General features: G+C 48.7%; 17 protein-coding genes and 1 pseudogene. 5 read left to right on the plus strand and 13 right to left on the minus strand.

Annotation, left to right across the window (positions count from 1 at the left end):
• Positions 1-79 precede the first annotated feature (79 nt).
• From DQW12_RS08645 to DQW12_RS08680, 8 genes are all read right to left on the minus strand, one after another.
• Positions 80-2,041, minus strand: coding sequence for an acetoacetate--CoA ligase (locus DQW12_RS08645; protein WP_198683933.1), 1,962 nt, complete (start codon positions 2,039-2,041; stop codon positions 80-82).
• A 35-nt stretch (positions 2,042-2,076) separates the two neighbouring features.
• Positions 2,077-2,985 carry a hydroxymethylglutaryl-CoA lyase gene (locus DQW12_RS08650; RefSeq protein ID WP_113907459.1) on the minus strand — a complete coding sequence of 303 codons (909 nt, stop codon included), beginning with the start codon at positions 2,983-2,985 and terminating at the stop codon, positions 2,077-2,079.
• Positions 2,986-3,006: 21 nt separating this feature from the next.
• Positions 3,007-4,992, minus strand: coding sequence for an acetyl/propionyl/methylcrotonyl-CoA carboxylase subunit alpha (locus DQW12_RS08655; protein WP_113907460.1), 1,986 nt, complete (start codon positions 4,990-4,992; stop codon positions 3,007-3,009).
• Positions 4,989-5,795: an enoyl-CoA hydratase-related protein gene (locus DQW12_RS08660; RefSeq protein ID WP_113907461.1), complete on the minus strand. Its 807-nt coding sequence runs from the start codon at positions 5,793-5,795 to the stop codon at positions 4,989-4,991. Before DQW12_RS08660 ends, DQW12_RS08655 begins: the two co-directional genes overlap by 4 nt.
• A gap of 9 nt (positions 5,796-5,804) precedes the next feature.
• Positions 5,805-7,412: a carboxyl transferase domain-containing protein gene (locus DQW12_RS08665; protein ID WP_113907462.1), complete on the minus strand. Its 1,608-nt coding sequence runs from the start codon at positions 7,410-7,412 to the stop codon at positions 5,805-5,807.
• A gap of 25 nt (positions 7,413-7,437) precedes the next feature.
• The gene (locus DQW12_RS08670; RefSeq protein ID WP_113907463.1) at positions 7,438-8,610 is read right to left on the minus strand and encodes an isovaleryl-CoA dehydrogenase; all 1,173 of its coding nucleotides are present in this window, start codon (positions 8,608-8,610) and stop codon (positions 7,438-7,440) included.
• Between the two features lie 21 nt (positions 8,611-8,631).
• A complete protein-coding gene (locus DQW12_RS08675) occupies positions 8,632-9,051 on the minus strand; it encodes a MerR family transcriptional regulator (protein WP_113907464.1) in 420 nt (139 codons plus the stop codon).
• 122 nt (positions 9,052-9,173) lie between these two features.
• Positions 9,174-9,686: a class I SAM-dependent methyltransferase gene (locus DQW12_RS08680; RefSeq protein WP_157957886.1), complete on the minus strand. Its 513-nt coding sequence runs from the start codon at positions 9,684-9,686 to the stop codon at positions 9,174-9,176.
• 274 nt (positions 9,687-9,960) lie between these two features.
• Here DQW12_RS08680 and DQW12_RS08685 point away from each other — a divergent pair, with 274 nt between their 5' ends.
• Positions 9,961-10,203: a type II toxin-antitoxin system ParD family antitoxin gene (locus tag DQW12_RS08685; protein ID WP_113907466.1), complete on the plus strand. Its 243-nt coding sequence runs from the start codon at positions 9,961-9,963 to the stop codon at positions 10,201-10,203.
• On the plus strand, positions 10,200-10,499 hold the full coding sequence (locus DQW12_RS08690) for a type II toxin-antitoxin system RelE/ParE family toxin (RefSeq protein ID WP_113907467.1): 300 nt from the start codon (positions 10,200-10,202) through the stop codon (positions 10,497-10,499). The genes DQW12_RS08685 and DQW12_RS08690 overlap by 4 nt, the downstream gene beginning before the upstream one ends.
• Positions 10,500-10,544: 45 nt before the next feature.
• Here DQW12_RS08690 and DQW12_RS08695 read toward each other — a convergent pair whose 3' ends face one another.
• The 5 genes from DQW12_RS08695 to DQW12_RS08715 form a co-directional block, all read right to left on the minus strand.
• A complete protein-coding gene (locus DQW12_RS08695) occupies positions 10,545-10,835 on the minus strand; it encodes a type II toxin-antitoxin system RelE/ParE family toxin (RefSeq protein WP_113907468.1) in 291 nt (96 codons plus the stop codon).
• Positions 10,832-11,095, minus strand: coding sequence for a CopG family ribbon-helix-helix protein (locus DQW12_RS08700; RefSeq protein WP_113907469.1), 264 nt, complete (start codon positions 11,093-11,095; stop codon positions 10,832-10,834). The genes DQW12_RS08695 and DQW12_RS08700 overlap by 4 nt, the downstream gene beginning before the upstream one ends.
• A gap of 139 nt (positions 11,096-11,234) precedes the next feature.
• The gene (locus DQW12_RS08705) at positions 11,235-11,534 is read right to left on the minus strand and encodes a type II toxin-antitoxin system RelE/ParE family toxin (protein WP_113907470.1); all 300 of its coding nucleotides are present in this window, start codon (positions 11,532-11,534) and stop codon (positions 11,235-11,237) included.
• A 15-nt stretch (positions 11,535-11,549) separates the two neighbouring features.
• Positions 11,550-11,819 carry a type II toxin-antitoxin system Phd/YefM family antitoxin gene (locus tag DQW12_RS08710; protein WP_113907471.1) on the minus strand — a complete coding sequence of 90 codons (270 nt, stop codon included), beginning with the start codon at positions 11,817-11,819 and terminating at the stop codon, positions 11,550-11,552.
• Positions 11,820-11,957: 138 nt separating this feature from the next.
• Positions 11,958-12,458: a hypothetical protein gene (locus DQW12_RS08715; protein ID WP_157957887.1), complete on the minus strand. Its 501-nt coding sequence runs from the start codon at positions 12,456-12,458 to the stop codon at positions 11,958-11,960.
• A 422-nt stretch (positions 12,459-12,880) separates the two neighbouring features.
• On the opposite strand from DQW12_RS08715, the pseudogene DQW12_RS13825 reads away from it, so the two are divergent.
• The 3 genes and pseudogenes from DQW12_RS13825 (at position 12,881) to DQW12_RS08730 (ending at position 14,544) form a co-directional block, all read left to right on the plus strand.
• A pseudogene (locus DQW12_RS13825) lies at positions 12,881-13,713 on the plus strand (integron integrase).
• A gap of 316 nt (positions 13,714-14,029) precedes the next feature.
• Positions 14,030-14,254, plus strand: a complete 225-nt coding sequence (locus DQW12_RS08725) for an addiction module protein (protein ID WP_113907473.1) — start codon at positions 14,030-14,032, stop codon at positions 14,252-14,254.
• Positions 14,251-14,544 (plus strand): type II toxin-antitoxin system RelE/ParE family toxin, encoded by a 294-nt coding sequence (locus DQW12_RS08730; protein ID WP_113907474.1) that lies wholly within the window; start codon positions 14,251-14,253, stop codon positions 14,542-14,544. Before DQW12_RS08725 ends, DQW12_RS08730 begins: the two co-directional genes overlap by 4 nt.
• The last annotated feature ends 31 nt before the right edge of the window (positions 14,545-14,575 follow it).

The following is a 14,575-nucleotide window of genomic DNA, read 5'->3' on the forward strand; positions in this document are numbered from 1 at the left end:
CTAATCCAAATCGTTATGGGCTGCGCTAGGTTTCATCATTACCTAAACAGCCCTTATTAGCAACCGATAAGCTTCGTACTTAGGTTGATAATTCAGTTCTATTCGCAAAATATTGAAGCGCCTCTGGGTTGGCTAAGGCGTCTGTATTTTTAACCGTTTCACCGTGAATTACTTGGCGTACCGCTAATTCTACAATTTTCCCGCTAATTGTGCGCGGAATATCTTTCACTTGAGCAATAACTGCGGGCACGTGGCGTGGTGTAGCGTTGGCACGAATGGTTTTCTTTATAGTGGTGGTTAACTCCTCGGTAAGGGTGAGCCCGTCGCGCAAGCGCACAAACAGCACCACGCGCTCGTCGTCTTGCCATTTTTGACCCACCGCAATACTTTCCAGCACAGCGTCTACTTTTTCAACTTGGCGGTAAATTTCAGCCGTGCCAATACGCACGCCACCGGGGTTTAGTACGGCGTCGGAACGACCATAAATAATTACACCGCCTTGCGCAGTAAGCTCAGCATAGTCGCCGTGAGCCCAAATGTTTGGGAAACGATTGAAATAGGCATTGAAATAGCGTTCGCCATTTTTGTCGTGCCAAAAGCCAGTGGGCATGCAAGGGAAGCTTTGTTCACATACTAACTCGCCTTTTTCGCCCGTTACAGCATTACCGTTTTCGTTGTAAACATTCACGGCAAGGCCTAATCCTTTGCATTGCAATTGACCGCGGTACACCGGCAAAATTGGGTTACCAAGCGCAAAGCAGCTGACAATGTCGGTGCCCCCTGAAATAGAGCTTAAACACAGGTCGGCTTTAATGTCGCGGTACACATAATCGAAACTTTCCGGTGCTAATACTGAGCCCGTTGTTAACAATGTGCGTAAAGTAGTTAACGCATGTGTTTCACGCGGTTTAGCACCGCTCTTTTCTAAAGCAGACAGATATTTCGCACTGGTGCCAAACACAGTAATGTCTTCTTTGTCGATTAAGTCGGCCATCGCATGTTCATTGGGATAAAAGGGCGAGCCGTCGAACAAGGCAAGCCGTGCGCCTAATGCAAGCCCAGACACTAACCAATTCCACATCATCCAACCGCAGGTGGTGAAATAAAAAAGGGTGTCGTCGCGGCGCAAGTCGGTATGCAGCGCGTGCTCTTTTAAATGCTGCAGTAGGGTGCCGCCAATACCATGCACAATGCACTTGGGCACGCCTGTAGTGCCAGAGCTAAACATAATGTAGAGCGGATCATTAAACTGGCGTGGTACAAACGTAATATTCGTTGCTGTGTTATCGCAATAATCGGCCCATAAGGTGGCATTGGTTATTTCATTGCTTACTGAAAGGCTTGCAAAGGGCACAACTACAAGCGTTTCAACCGTTGGTAACTGCGCATGAATGGCCGCAACTTTATCGCCGATGTCAATTGTTTTGCCGTTGTAATAATAGCCGTTTACAGTAAACAAAACCTTGGGTTCAATTTGCCCAAAGCGGTCGAGCACACCTTGCACGCCAAAGTCTGGCGAGCAGCTCGACCATACCGCCCCTAAACTTGTTGTTGCTAACATAGCCACTATGGTTTCAATGCAGTTTGGTAGCATGCCCGCTACCCTATCGCCTGCAACTACGCCATTTTGTTTGAGGGCTTCAGCCACCTTTGCCACTTGCAAGTAGAGTTCGCCGTAGGTTATTTCGGTGCGTTCTTGGTGTTCGTTGGTAAACACTAAGGCAGGGCGGGTGTCGCGGTAGCGCAGTAAGTTCTCGGCAAAATTAAGCTGTGCACCCGGAAACCATTCTGCGCCTGGCATTTTGTTGCCATGCAAAAGTACAGGGCCATGCTCTGGCATACGCCCAATAACGTCGAAATAGCGCCAAATCGATAGCCAAAACTGCTCCTTATTGGCTACCGACCAGTCATGCAGTGCTTTATATTGCTGTTCTGGCGTTCCTTCGGTTTGCACATTTACGTAGTGCATAAAGTCTAGCATGCGGCTAGCAGCAATTTGCTCGGCACTGGGTGACCATAATGGCGTTAACATATCAGTCATGGCTCTTATTCTTATACGTTGAAAAAATGAATGAATTACACAGCGGTTTTGGCAGCGAGCGCGGCTAAGCTTACGTTCGAGCGCGGTTTTTGCCCAAGCGCTGTGCAAATGGCGTGGCCGGCCTCAATCATAGCATTGAGGTTAACCCCTGTTTCAATACCCATACCGTTTAGCATGTACAGAACGTCTTCGCTCGCCACGTTGCCGCTCGCGCCTTTGGCATAAGGGCAGCCGCCTAATCCCGCTACGGCACTGTCGAGAACGCTTACCCCCAAGGGCAAACACGCCATTATATTGGCAAGGGCTTGGCCATAGGTGTTATGAAAGTGCAGCGCGAGTTGCTCCATGGGTATTTGCTCCGCAACGGCACTCAGCATTTGTTGTGCTTTTAGCGGTGTGCCCGTACCAATAGTGTCGCCAAGAGAAATTTCATAGCAGCCGAGTTCATGCAAAAGTTTGGAAACGCGAACCACGTCTGCAATGTCAACCTCGCCTTGATAGGGGCAGCCCAACACGCAAGACACATAACCGCGCACGGGAATGCCTTGCGCTTTGGCCGCTTCCACCACAGGCGCAAAACGCTCAATGGACTCCGCAATGGAGCAGTTAATATTCTTTTGGCTGAACGCTTCAGAGGCCGCGCCAAAAATTGCTACTTCATCTGCTTTTGCGGCGAGGGCAAAGTCGAAACCTTTGAGGTTCGGTGTGAGCGCTGAGTAGGTGACGCCCTGAGCCCGTTCAATCTGGCTCAGCACTTCACTACTGTCTGCCATTTGCGGCACCCATTTGGGGCTTACAAAGCTGCCGGCTTCAATGGTGCGCAAACCTGTTTTCGACAAGGCATTGATCAATGCTACTTTCGCTTCGGTAGACACTGCTTTTTCGTTTTGTAAGCCGTCACGTGGGCCCACTTCAACAATGCGTACCTGACTTGGAAGACTCATCATTACCTCGTTACAGTTCGCTTAGGCGTCATGTTCAGACAAAGACACCAGCTCGGCACCGTCACTGACCAATTCTCCGGCTTGGAAAAATACTTGTTCAACCGTACCGTCAAAAGGCGCGCGTATGGTGTACTCCATTTTCATGGCTTCCATAACCACCAAGGCTTGACCTTCTTTCACAGCATCGCCGGCAGCCACGTTGACCGCAACAATGGTACCATTCATAGGGGCTGTCATAGTACCGGCTTCTTCTTCATGGGCCAGTTCCGCAAGCGGGTCAAAGCGCTCAAACGCGTACCGACCTTCGGCGGTAAACACCACTACCTCAGTGTCGGTAATCACGGTCTGTGCGCCAAGGCGACGGCCTTGAACCACAGCAGTTTGATCCGTATTGAGGGATACCTCGCGTTGCAGTTCTTCAACCATGAAGCTAGCGGAGCCCGAGTGCACCATAGCAGATAGAGTTAGCTGATGCAGATCCTCGCCGTTTCTGAGGGCTACAAAACGCTGTGCAGGTGAATTCATTTGCCAGCCGTTTAAACCCGGCGCTGTCGAGGCTGCCCAAGGCGAAGGGTCCGTAACATCTAAGTCGTGCTGAACTGACGCAACGGCAGCAATTGCAAGCGCGTCTAAAACTTCTGCTTCATGCCGCTGTGTTGCTAAATCGCTTTGGTATTCTTCAATAAAATGAGTGCTGACATTAGCTTTTTTAAACTCAGGGTGACTGGCAATACGGTGCAAATAGTCCGTGTTGGTGGTCACACCCACAATATGAGTGTCACGCAAGGCGAGCTGTAAACGGCGCAGCGCGCTGTCGCGATCTTCGTCCCAAACAATTAGCTTAGCGATCATCGGATCGTAATAGGTGGTTACCTCGTCGCCTTGCACCACCCCCGTGTCGATGCGCACGTAAGGCGATTCAGCCGGGAACGCTAAATGCTTCAGCACGCCCGTGCTTGGCATAAAGTTGTCGTCGGCATTTTCTGCGTAAATGCGAGCTTCAAAGGCGTGGCCGTCAAGCTCAATTTCGTCTTGCTGCAGCGGTAATGCTTCACCACCAGCTACGCGCAGTTGCCAATCCACTAAGTCGATGCCGGTAATCAGTTCGGTTACTGGGTGTTCAACCTGTAAGCGGGTGTTCATTTCCATAAAGTAGAAATTCTCATCCGCGTCGAGTAGAAACTCCACGGTGCCTGCACCTACATAATCAATTGCTTGCGCTGCACGAACTGCCGATTCACCCATGGCTTTACGGGTTTCAGCTGAAAGCCCTGGCGCCGGCGCTTCTTCAATCACTTTTTGGTGACGGCGTTGAACCGAACAGTCGCGCTCTGCTAAATACAGCGCATTGCCGTGTTGATCGCAGAACACTTGAATTTCCACATGGCGCGGTTGGCGAATGTATTTTTCCACCAGCATTTTGTCGTTGCTAAAAGCCGCTTTTGCTTCACGGCGAGCCGAGGCGAGGGCTTCATCAAATTCGGCAGCGCTATTCACAATACGCATGCCCTTACCACCACCGCCATAGGCTGCTTTTAACAGCACGGGGTAACCCATTTTCTCGGTTTCAGCGCGTAAAAGGGCATCGCTTTGGTCGTCACCATGGTAGCCAGGCACCAAAGGTACACCGGCTTTTTCCATAATGGTTTTTGCTGCACTTTTTGAGCCCATGGCTTGAATGGCTGCAACTGGCGGTCCGACAAAAATGAGTCCTGCGTGTGCAAGGGCTTCGGCAAAGGTTTCGTTTTCAGATAAAAAACCATAGCCCGGGTGAACGGCATCTGCGCCCGTGCGCTGTGCAGCTTCAATAATACGCTCAGCACGCAAATAGGAGTCGGCGCTTGCCGAGCCGCCGATATGAACCGCTTCATCGGCTTGCAAGACATGCTGGGCATTACGGTCGGCGTCGGAATAAACAGCAACGGTTTTAATACCCATTTCTTTAGCCGTGTGAATAATCCGGCAGGCAATTTCGCCACGGTTAGCAATCAATACTTTATTAATCATGAACCTTGCTCGCTTTTGCTGGCTACCCAGTTTGGGGTGCGCTTTTCTAAAAATGAACCTAATCCTTCTTGGCCTTCCGGCGACACACGAATTTCTGCAATACGGCGTACCGTTTCGGCAACGGTGTCTTGGTTCAAAGGGAGATTGGTCACGTCATGCACTAATTTTTTTGCAGCGGCGACCGCGGCAGGGCTGTTTTGCAGCAGGATGTCTAACCAGTTTGCCACTTGCTGTTGCGCGGCATTTTCGTCTGCTACCACCTCGTGTACTAAGCCTAAACGATACGCTTCGGCGGCGGAGAAACGCTCTGCTGTAAGCATATAACGACGCGCTGCAGGGTTGCCCATGGCACGCACAACATAGGGGCTGATCACTGCTGGAATTAAGCCAATTTTTACTTCCGACAAACAAAAACTCGCCCGTTCCGTAGCAACGACGAGGTCACAACAGGCGGCAAGACCAACGGCACCGCCAAAAGCAGCGCCTTGCACCAACGCGATGGTGGGAACTGTCAGTTGATCTAGCTCCCACATGAGCGCACCCAGCTCACCCGCGTCTTCCACGTTTTCTTGGTAGTTTTTGCTGGCCATGGAGCGCATCCAGTTCAAGTCGGCACCCGCAGAAAAACTTTTCCCTTCTGAACGCAATACCAACACTCGAGCCTGATTTTTCATGCGCACCTGCGCAAGTGCGGCTCTGAGTTCGCGGATCATGCTGTCGTCAAAAGCATTGTGTACCTCTGGACGATTCATGGTTAAGGTCGCGACACCGCGTGCGTCAATAGTTAAATCAACATAGCTCATAACGCCTCCTTACATGCGGAACACGCCGAAACGTGTTTCTTCAATAGGTGCATTTAATGCCGCTGCAATGCTCAAACCCAACACGTTGCGCGTTTCTTTCGGGTCAATTATGCCGTCGTCCCATAACCGGCCCGACGCATAATAAGGGTGCCCTTGGCGCTCATAAGTGTCGATAATGGGCTGTTTAAATTTAGCTTCATCTTCAGCGCTCCAGTCTTCACCTTTGCGCGCTTTACCGTCGCGGGTTACTTGCGCCATTACACCCGCTGCCTGCTCTCCACCCATCACCGAAATGCGGGCGTTAGGCCACATGAACATGAGGGTAGGGTCGTAAGCGCGGCCACACATACCGTAATTACCGGCACCATAGCTACCACCAATTAACACGGTAAACTTCGGTACTTTGGCACAGCTCACCGCGGTAACCATTTTGGCGCCATGCTTTGCAATACCTTCAGCTTCGTATTTTTTACCCACCATAAAGCCCGTGATGTTCTGCAAGAACACCAAAGGAATTTTGCGCTGGGCACAAAGCTCGATGAAGTGCGCACCTTTTTGCGCCGACTCGGAGAACAAAATACCGTTGTTGGCGACAATCCCCACAGGGAAGCCATGAATGCGCGCAAAACCAGTGACTAAGGTGTTGCCGTAGTTTTGTTTAAACTCGTCAAAGTCAGAGTCGTCTACCACGCGGGCAATCACTTCCCGTACATCGTAAGGTTTGCGTAGGTCGGTACCAACAATGCCGTAAATTTCTTCCGGAGCATAGCGGGGCGCTTTAACGGGCGCTTCGTCCAGCTTGGTACGCTCACCTCGGTTTAAACGGCTTACCGCTTTACGGGCTAAATCTAAGGCATGCTCGTCGTTTATAGCGAAGTGGTCGGCAACACCGGAAATGCGGGTATGTACGTCGGCACCGCCGAGCTCTTCCGCGCTCACTTCTTCACCCGTAGCGGCTTTCACCAATGGCGGGCCAGCGAGGAAAATGGTGCCTTGCTCTTTCACAATAATGGACTCATCGGCCATGGCAGGAACATAGGCACCACCGGCGGTACATAAACCCATTACCACTGCGATTTGTGGAATGCCTTTGGCCGACATATTGGCTTGGTTAAAGAAAATCCTGCCAAAATGATCGCGATCAGGAAATACATCGTCTTGGCGGGGCAGGTTGGCACCACCAGAATCGACCAGATAAATACAGGGCAAGTGGCAACGCTCGGCGATTTCTTGTGCACGTAAATGCTTCTTCACCGTCAGCGGATAATAGGTTCCGCCTTTCACCGTAGCGTCGTTCGCAACAATCATGCACTCGGTGCCTTGTACTCGACCAATACCAGCAACCACACCGGCTGCAGGTACGTAGTCATCGTATACGTCCCAAGCAGCGAACTGACCGATTTCTAAAAACGGCGAGCCAGGGTCGATTAAGCGCTGAATACGATCGCGCGCCAATAACTTACCGCGCGCAACATGGCGCTCTTGGTAGCTTTTACCGCCGCCTTGACGAATTTGTTCGGCCTTCTCGTTAAGGTCGGCAACCACTTTGCTCATGGCTTCGTGGTTTGCAAGGAAAGCTTCGTCTCGTACATTTACTTTGCTTTGAAGAATCGCCACTGCGTTACTCCCTTATTCGTATGCGTTATTTGCTTTCGTTGAACAACTCGCGACCAATTAACATACGGCGAATTTCCGACGTGCCAGCACCAATTTCATAGAGTTTAGCATCTCGCAATAACCGGCCCGTGGCGTATTCGTTAATGTAGCCATTACCGCCTAACAGCTGAATTGCGTCTAATGCCATTTTCGTGGCAAGTTCTGCTGCGTAAAGAATAGCGCCGGCAGCGTCTTTGCGGGTGGTTTCGCCACGGTCGCAAGACTTAGCAACCGCATATACATAAGCGCGTGCAGCGTTCATTTGCGTATACATGTCGGCAAGTTTGCCTTGCACCAACTGGAACTGGCCAATTTCTTGACCAAACTGTGTGCGCTCGTGAACATAAGGCACCACAATGTCCATACAGGCTTGCATAATACCCAGTGGGCCAGCAGCCAGAACGGCACGCTCATAGTCCAAACCGCTCATGAGTACCTTCACGCCCTCATTTAAACCACCGAGAATATTCTCGGCAGGAACGCGCGCGTCTTCGAATACTAGCTCACAGGTGTTCGATCCGCGCATACCGAGTTTGTCGAGCTTTTGCGCCGTGCTAAAACCCGGTGTGTTGGCTTTTTCAATAATAAAGGCGGTAATACCTTTTGAGCCCGCGCTCGGCTCTGTTTTTGCGTACACCACCAGAATGTCAGCGTCAGGACCATTGGTGATCCACATTTTATTACCGTTCAAAATATAGTGATCGCCGTCTTTCTTTGCATGCAGCTTCATGCTCACTACATCAGAGCCTGCATTCGGCTCACTCATGGCCAGCGCGCCCACATGCTCGCCGGTCACCAACTTCGGTAAATACTTTTCTTTTTGTGCTTGGGTGCCGTTAATTTTAATTTGGTTCACGCAGAGGTTGGAGTGAGCGCCATAGCTCAAGCCGACAGAAGCAGAAGCACGACTGATCTCTTCCATAGCAATCACATGCTCAAGGTAACCCATGCCTGAGCCGCCAAACTCTTCCGGAACCGTAATGCCCAGCAAGCCCATATCGCCAAACTTGCGCCATAGATCCGCAGGGAATTCATTGGCTTCGTCTATGGCAGCAGCGCGCGGGGCGATTTCTTCACGAGCGAACCCGTTTACGGCTTCGCGCAGCATATCTGCGGTTTCACCCAAATCGAAGTTGAGAGATTTAAATTGGCTAATCATTACTGGCTCCTAACATACGGCTTATTTTAAAGTTTTTAATTCGAGTTCAGCGCGACAACCGGCTTCCACTGCAGTGAGTTCATGCAGGACCACCTTAATGTCGTCGAGCTGTTGATGAAGGGCTGATTTTTTATCTTCAATGAGCTTTAGCATGGTTTGTAACTGATTCACGCTGCTGCCATCGCGGTCATACATGTCGAAAAGGGTGCGGGTTTCCGCTAAGGTAAAGCCTAAACGTTTACCGCGAAGAATAAGTTTTAAGCGAACCCGATCTTTCTGGTGATAAATGCGGGTTTGGCCGCGCCGTTCTGGGGTAAGAAGACCCTGATCTTCATAAAAGCGAATGCTACGTGTGGTAATGTCGAACTCACGCGCTAAATCGCCAATGCTAAAGTGGTCTTGTGTGCGCCGCACGCGCTCAGGGTTCGTGGCAAATTCCATGATGAATTCTCTCAAGTAAGCAGCCCCAACGGACGATGAGCCTAGCTTAGTTGAAGTTGACGTTAACGTAAAGTGTCGAGCGGCAGGTTGCTGGTAAAGTAGGCGAGTTGCGGGGAGGGGGATTAAGTGTTCACGCGTTTAAAGCGAAAGTAGGCGAATTCTTGAATCTTCTGAGCTGGAGTGATGTGCGCTTCAGTGCGTTCCTCTAGCAACTTAAAGCCGGGTCCAAGCTCAGCTTTCAACTTCTCAGCGTCATATTGAATTACCGGCAAGCCACTGCACTTTTCCGGTCCTCCGATAGCAAAGGACGCAAGAATAAGGTGCCCACTTACAGGTAGTGCATTTTTTAAAGCCTTTGCGTACCTTTGACGATCTTCGGCGTTCACTAAAAAGTGAAACACCGCGCGATCGTGCCAGAGCCCATACTGGCGAGTCGGTGAGAAGGCCCTAATATCGGACTCAATCCAATCAATCGTACTGGCTTCAGAGCCAAGACGTACGCGCGAAGCCGTCAATGCAGCCCCGGAAACATCCAGCACAGAGATATTGCGCTGACCCATCGCTAGCAAGTGGTCCACCAGAACCGATGCGCCGCCCCCAGCATCAATAATAGGCTCGGATGCGTATAAGACCAAGAACAAAACCAAGTACGCCAGCAAGAGCAGGGGTTTCAGTTTTGCGGCGCCCTAAGTAATAAGCAACGAGCCCAACCTAGATTCAACTAATCAAAGCACATGCTAAAAGAAATTGACCCGCAACAGTATCGATCAATCGATAGAGGTTGCTGCGCGCCTCGGTAGCAGTAATGCCCGCCATGGTGTACCTCTTGAAGCGTTTGTTATGCGCCTTGCCTTTGAAGTTACTTAATACCATAATTAGGTACTTCTTGGTACTTTGGAGATGAAATTTATGGCTAAGAACACAAGTATTACCCTTGGTGAACACTTTGATGGTTTTATTACAAACCAAATTCAAAGTGGGCGTTATGGCTCTGCAAGTGAAGTTATTCGCTCAGCTTTGCGTTTACTCGAAAACCAAGAGACTAAACTGCAGACTCTCCGTCAACTACTTGTTGAAGGTGAACAAAGTGGTGACGCTGATTATGACCTTGATAGTTTCATCAATGAACTTGATAGTGAAACTAATAGTTGAAACCATTTATTCTTACAACTGCAGCCAAAACCGATTTGCTTGATATCGCTTTATTTACTCAACGCCGTTGGGGCAAAGAGCAGCGAAACATCTACTTAAAGCAATTTGACGATTCATTTTGGCTTTTGGCTAAAAATCCCGACATCGGCAAATCATGTGATGAAATTAGAGATGGTTACCGTAAATTTCCTCAAGGTAGCCATGTGATTTTTTATCAGCAAACGGGCAGCCAACAGATTAGAGTCGTCCGTATTTTACATAAGAGTATGGATGTTAATCCGACCTTTGGCGCATAACGCCACAAACAGCGGGGAGCATAGCGAATCCGCTACTTTGTTTTGTTATAACTTTTTCTCATTTTCCTTGCTGTGCCAAACTCTCAAAATATAAACAATACCACTGGTGATTAAATACCGGACGGTGTAATCACCAATATATAGATCTCGGATTTTTTCAGGATCAGGCGCTTTTATGACCGGCAAGCCAATTTCAGGGAATTGCTTTAGTTTGAAAATTCCTTCTTGAAGATCAATTGCGATTCTTCGTGCGGCGTAAGGATTCTTAACCTCAACAAACTCGACAACCCGTTGAAGGTCTTTCATCGACTCTGGGGAATATTCAACTTCTATCATTTCGGTGGCTCTTTGCGCTCACCAGTGCCCCAGCTGTTTAGCCAGGCATTCACATCTGCTTCAGCAATGGATTTACCTGCTTTAATAGACTCTAGAGCCGCCAGAGTGTCTGCCCACCGAGACTCCTCTACGGACTGCCTTGCCAAGAATTCTTTAATCGCTTGATTTATAAGGTAATTCTTGCTTCTATCTAGCTTGCTAGCTAAAAATTCAAGTGGCTTATCTATGTCATCTGCTAGCCGAATACTTGTAATACCCATTGAAACGCTCTCCTGTACTAGTTTGTAATACATTTTAGTACATGGGAGCACTCAAGGCTAGAGTGATTTATAACACCCGCCATCATCGGCGACAAAACCGCAGCGATGCGGAGGGTTTGGCATCCTGTGCATGGCCTGGTTATGTTTCGTTTGCTGGTAATTCGAGCTGCCTCTCACTCCGCCAGACTCGTATGAGCACAACCTCTTTAGCCTGACTGAGATAGACAACTCGAAATGGCGCGTGAATCAATTCGCGAATATGATCCATGTTGAATTCAGGAACAACACGGCCAGCATCAGGGTGGAGCTGAAGTATTTCGCTATGCTCCAAGATCGCAGCCACGAAATCATCACCGATATGTGGCACATCCTGCTCTTTGTAATGCTCCTGAATAGCCTGTAGGTCTTCAAGTGCGGACTGTGCGATGCGTAATTCCATTTACTTGATGCCCATTTATTTGATGCCGAGGGTTTTCTTGGCGTCCTCCAACGATACGGTGTTGCCCTCGCGAACATCTATAAGCCCCTGCGCCACCGCCTTTACAAAGCGCAATTCCTCTGCGGTTTTCTCATAATCCTCGAGCCCCTGAACAACCGCTACGCCGCGACCACGACTTGTAAGCAGAATTGGGCGATGCGTATCCTGTGCTCGGCCAACCACCTTTCCGGGATTGATCTTCAGATCTGATAGAGGAATGACATCCTCGGAAAATTTCACTTGCATAGTGGTTACCTAGTCAACAATTAGTACCATTAATAGCACCAGTTAACAGGTGCGGTCAAGAAGCATAACGCCTCAATAACCGGCGCAGCTTTGCTGCGTCCGGCGCCGAAGGCGCGTAGTTAATTGACTTGTTATGTTTCATAGCTGCACCGGCCTTAACCAAAGGCTAATAAATGCAGCACCTACGCTGAGGGAATTAGCCACCAGCAACCAGAAAAATGCTTTGCTTTTAAATCTGAACTGTGGATAAAACCACTTTTTATAGACCGCACCCTCAAGTAGACCATTAACCAAACAGCCTAGAACAAAGGTAGCACCCCATGTAATTGGATTAAACGTGCCCCAGCTAAAGGCCCAGTTTATGACTGATCCTGGAAATAGCTCCCATGCTATGCCAGCTAACGGAATCAAAATTATACCCGCAACAGCAGAAACGGCGTTTGCAGATACGGTAGCGATTGAAGCCTTTTGGGTAGGAAGGGTAAAAAGCCATTTTATAAAGAAAAACTCAACTAACAGACCAATGCTAATTGCCCACCATGAAAAAAGGCGTGTTTCTAAATAGAGTGCCGGCCAAACAACATTTGCGTAAGCAGCCGTTGGGAGAAGCAAAAGTATAAATATTAGCGGCTTACGCACCATCTCTCCTTGAAACACAACATTTGAATACTAAGCATGCGCGGTGTATTGGACGGATGAATCGTGCGGGAGGGCTTATGGTTACTGCTGATGTCATAACGTGCTCCCTACATTCATATGGCACAAACCGTGCGTGCTTATTTATTCTGATGATGGCGACATTATTGTCGCTCGTTTTCTGTTCAATGTTTCGACTCTAGCGTGCTTGAGGACGATCGGCAAGCGGATAATATGCGCGATTGTGCAGCAAACTGAGCATTCATTTAGCGTGGTTTTGGTCTACGATCATTTAACTAGCCAATAACAACGGATGTTAGCTCATGCCGCAAAGCCCTTTTATGGAAATGCTGCGCTCAGAAATGCGCCTGCGTGGTAATTCGCTGCGTACCGAGAAGTCTTATCTTTACTGGATTCGCTAATACATACGCTTTCATAAATTGAGGCACCCCAGTGACATGGGGGCTGAACACGTTAAGTCATTCTTATCTTGGTTAGCATGTGAGCGCTACGTTGCCGTGAACACCCAAAAAGTAGCCCTGAACGCCTTGGTCTTTATGTATCACAAGGTACTAAAACAAGATCTTGGCGAATTGGACTTTAAGTTAGCTCAGAAGCAACGCCGTTTGCCGATTGTTTTAACGCCAGAAGAAGTCTTGAAAATATTGGCGAAACTGGATGGTCGTAACAAGACCATTGTGGAAATGCTGTATGGCAGTGGCTTGCGGGTAAACGAATGTTTAGCCCTACGTGTGCAAGATATTTGTTTGAAATCCTTTGCCGTCACCATTCGGGGTGGTAAAGGCAACAAAGACCGACAAAGTATTCTAAGCCAACAACTTGTTGCACCATTAACCAAATTGATAACCGCGGCATTGGCCCCTCGATGCCTGTCACATTAGCGCGCAAGTACCCGAGTGCCTACAAAAGCCCTGGGTGGATGTTCATTTTCCCATCTTCAGGCCTGTGCGCGCATCCAATCACTGGGGAACTTTGTCGTCACCACCTGCACGACAGCGTTGTTCGAAAGGCATTAAAGCCCGCGGTATCTGCAGCTGGTGTTCATAAGAAAGTAAATTGCCATACGTTTCGGCACTCATTCGCAACGCACTTACTACAGAATGGTTGTGACATTCGAACCGTGCAAGAGCTACTTGGCCACAATGACGTAAAAACCGCTCAAATATACACTCACGTGCTCGGACAGCATTATGCGGGTACCATGAGCCCGTTAGACAGGATAAAAGGTGCACTGTAAGCGGCCGCGTATCTGCGTCATGGACCGCACATTATCAACTTGCTTAATGGCTACAAGCCGTTTATGGTCTACTTTATGGAATAAATAATAAGCAAGCATGCGAACACAAACGAGCATGCGCATTTTGTAATACGCGAACACAGGGAGCCGTTCATGAAATCATCAGTATTCATCGACCACACACGTAGTTCCTCGCCGTCAATACACCGCGCATGCTTAGTATTTAAATGTTAAAGCTCATATAGATCAAACCAATGGCAATCTTTTATAACTCTGTGGCAGAATGTAAAACAAGAAATAATCATAGGTATACATTATGAACCTCCAGAAAATTGAGAATGAAGCTCTTCACTTACCTAAAGGTGAGCGGGCAACATTAATTCAGAAATTGGTTCTGAGTTTTGATACACCAACGCCTGAAGAGCTAAGAGACGACTGGTTGCTGGAAGCACAAAGTAGAGCAAAGGAAATTGATGACGGTCTAGTAACGCTTGTTTCAGGTGATGAGGTATTAAAAAAGGCTCGAGCACTCGCGAAATGAAGTATGAGTTTCACCCTAATGCAGAGGCAGAGTTTTTAGAGTCTGTTGGTTTCTATGAATCTAAAGTTAAAGGGTTAGGCTCAGCATTTATTGACGAGTTTGAGGTTATTGCCAAATTAGTCTGTGAATCACCAAAACAAAGGAAAATCGAGCGAAAACCTGATATTCGAAGAGCACCACTACGACGATTTCCTTTCTCAATAATTTACAGAGAAAAACAATCTGTAATTCAAGTGTTGGCAGTTGCGCATGATCGTAGAAGGCCGTTGTATTGGCTACCAAGGCTTTAACAAGTGCATCAAATTCGTTCCCGGCCTGACG

It is taken from the genome of Aliidiomarina celeris (assembly GCF_003316875.1).
GTDB lineage: Bacteria > Pseudomonadota > Gammaproteobacteria > Enterobacterales > Alteromonadaceae > Aliidiomarina > Aliidiomarina celeris.

What these genes read in the sequence shown, in the direction of transcription:
- DQW12_RS08645 (WP_198683933.1), bottom strand. Translation starts at nt 2,041, where the DNA reads ATGACTGATATGTTAACGCCATTATGGTCACCCAGTGCCGAGCAAATT.
- DQW12_RS08650 (WP_113907459.1), bottom strand. Translation starts at nt 2,985, where the DNA reads ATGAGTCTTCCAAGTCAGGTACGCATTGTTGAAGTGGGCCCACGTGAC.
- DQW12_RS08655 (WP_113907460.1), bottom strand. Translation starts at nt 4,992, where the DNA reads ATGATTAATAAAGTATTGATTGCTAACCGTGGCGAAATTGCCTGCCGG.
- DQW12_RS08660 (WP_113907461.1), bottom strand. Translation starts at nt 5,795, where the DNA reads ATGAGCTATGTTGATTTAACTATTGACGCACGCGGTGTCGCGACCTTA.
- DQW12_RS08670 (WP_113907463.1), bottom strand. Translation starts at nt 8,610, where the DNA reads ATGATTAGCCAATTTAAATCTCTCAACTTCGATTTGGGTGAAACCGCA.
- DQW12_RS08675 (WP_113907464.1), bottom strand. Translation starts at nt 9,051, where the DNA reads ATGGAATTTGCCACGAACCCTGAGCGCGTGCGGCGCACACAAGACCAC.
- DQW12_RS08685 (WP_113907466.1), top strand. Translation starts at nt 9,961, where the DNA reads ATGGCTAAGAACACAAGTATTACCCTTGGTGAACACTTTGATGGTTTT.
- DQW12_RS08695 (WP_113907468.1), bottom strand. Translation starts at nt 10,835, where the DNA reads ATGATAGAAGTTGAATATTCCCCAGAGTCGATGAAAGACCTTCAACGG.
- DQW12_RS08700 (WP_113907469.1), bottom strand. Translation starts at nt 11,095, where the DNA reads ATGGGTATTACAAGTATTCGGCTAGCAGATGACATAGATAAGCCACTT.
- DQW12_RS08705 (WP_113907470.1), bottom strand. Translation starts at nt 11,534, where the DNA reads ATGGAATTACGCATCGCACAGTCCGCACTTGAAGACCTACAGGCTATT.
- DQW12_RS08710 (WP_113907471.1), bottom strand. Translation starts at nt 11,819, where the DNA reads ATGCAAGTGAAATTTTCCGAGGATGTCATTCCTCTATCAGATCTGAAG.
- DQW12_RS08725 (WP_113907473.1), top strand. Translation starts at nt 14,030, where the DNA reads ATGAACCTCCAGAAAATTGAGAATGAAGCTCTTCACTTACCTAAAGGT.
- DQW12_RS08730 (WP_113907474.1), top strand. Translation starts at nt 14,251, where the DNA reads ATGAAGTATGAGTTTCACCCTAATGCAGAGGCAGAGTTTTTAGAGTCT.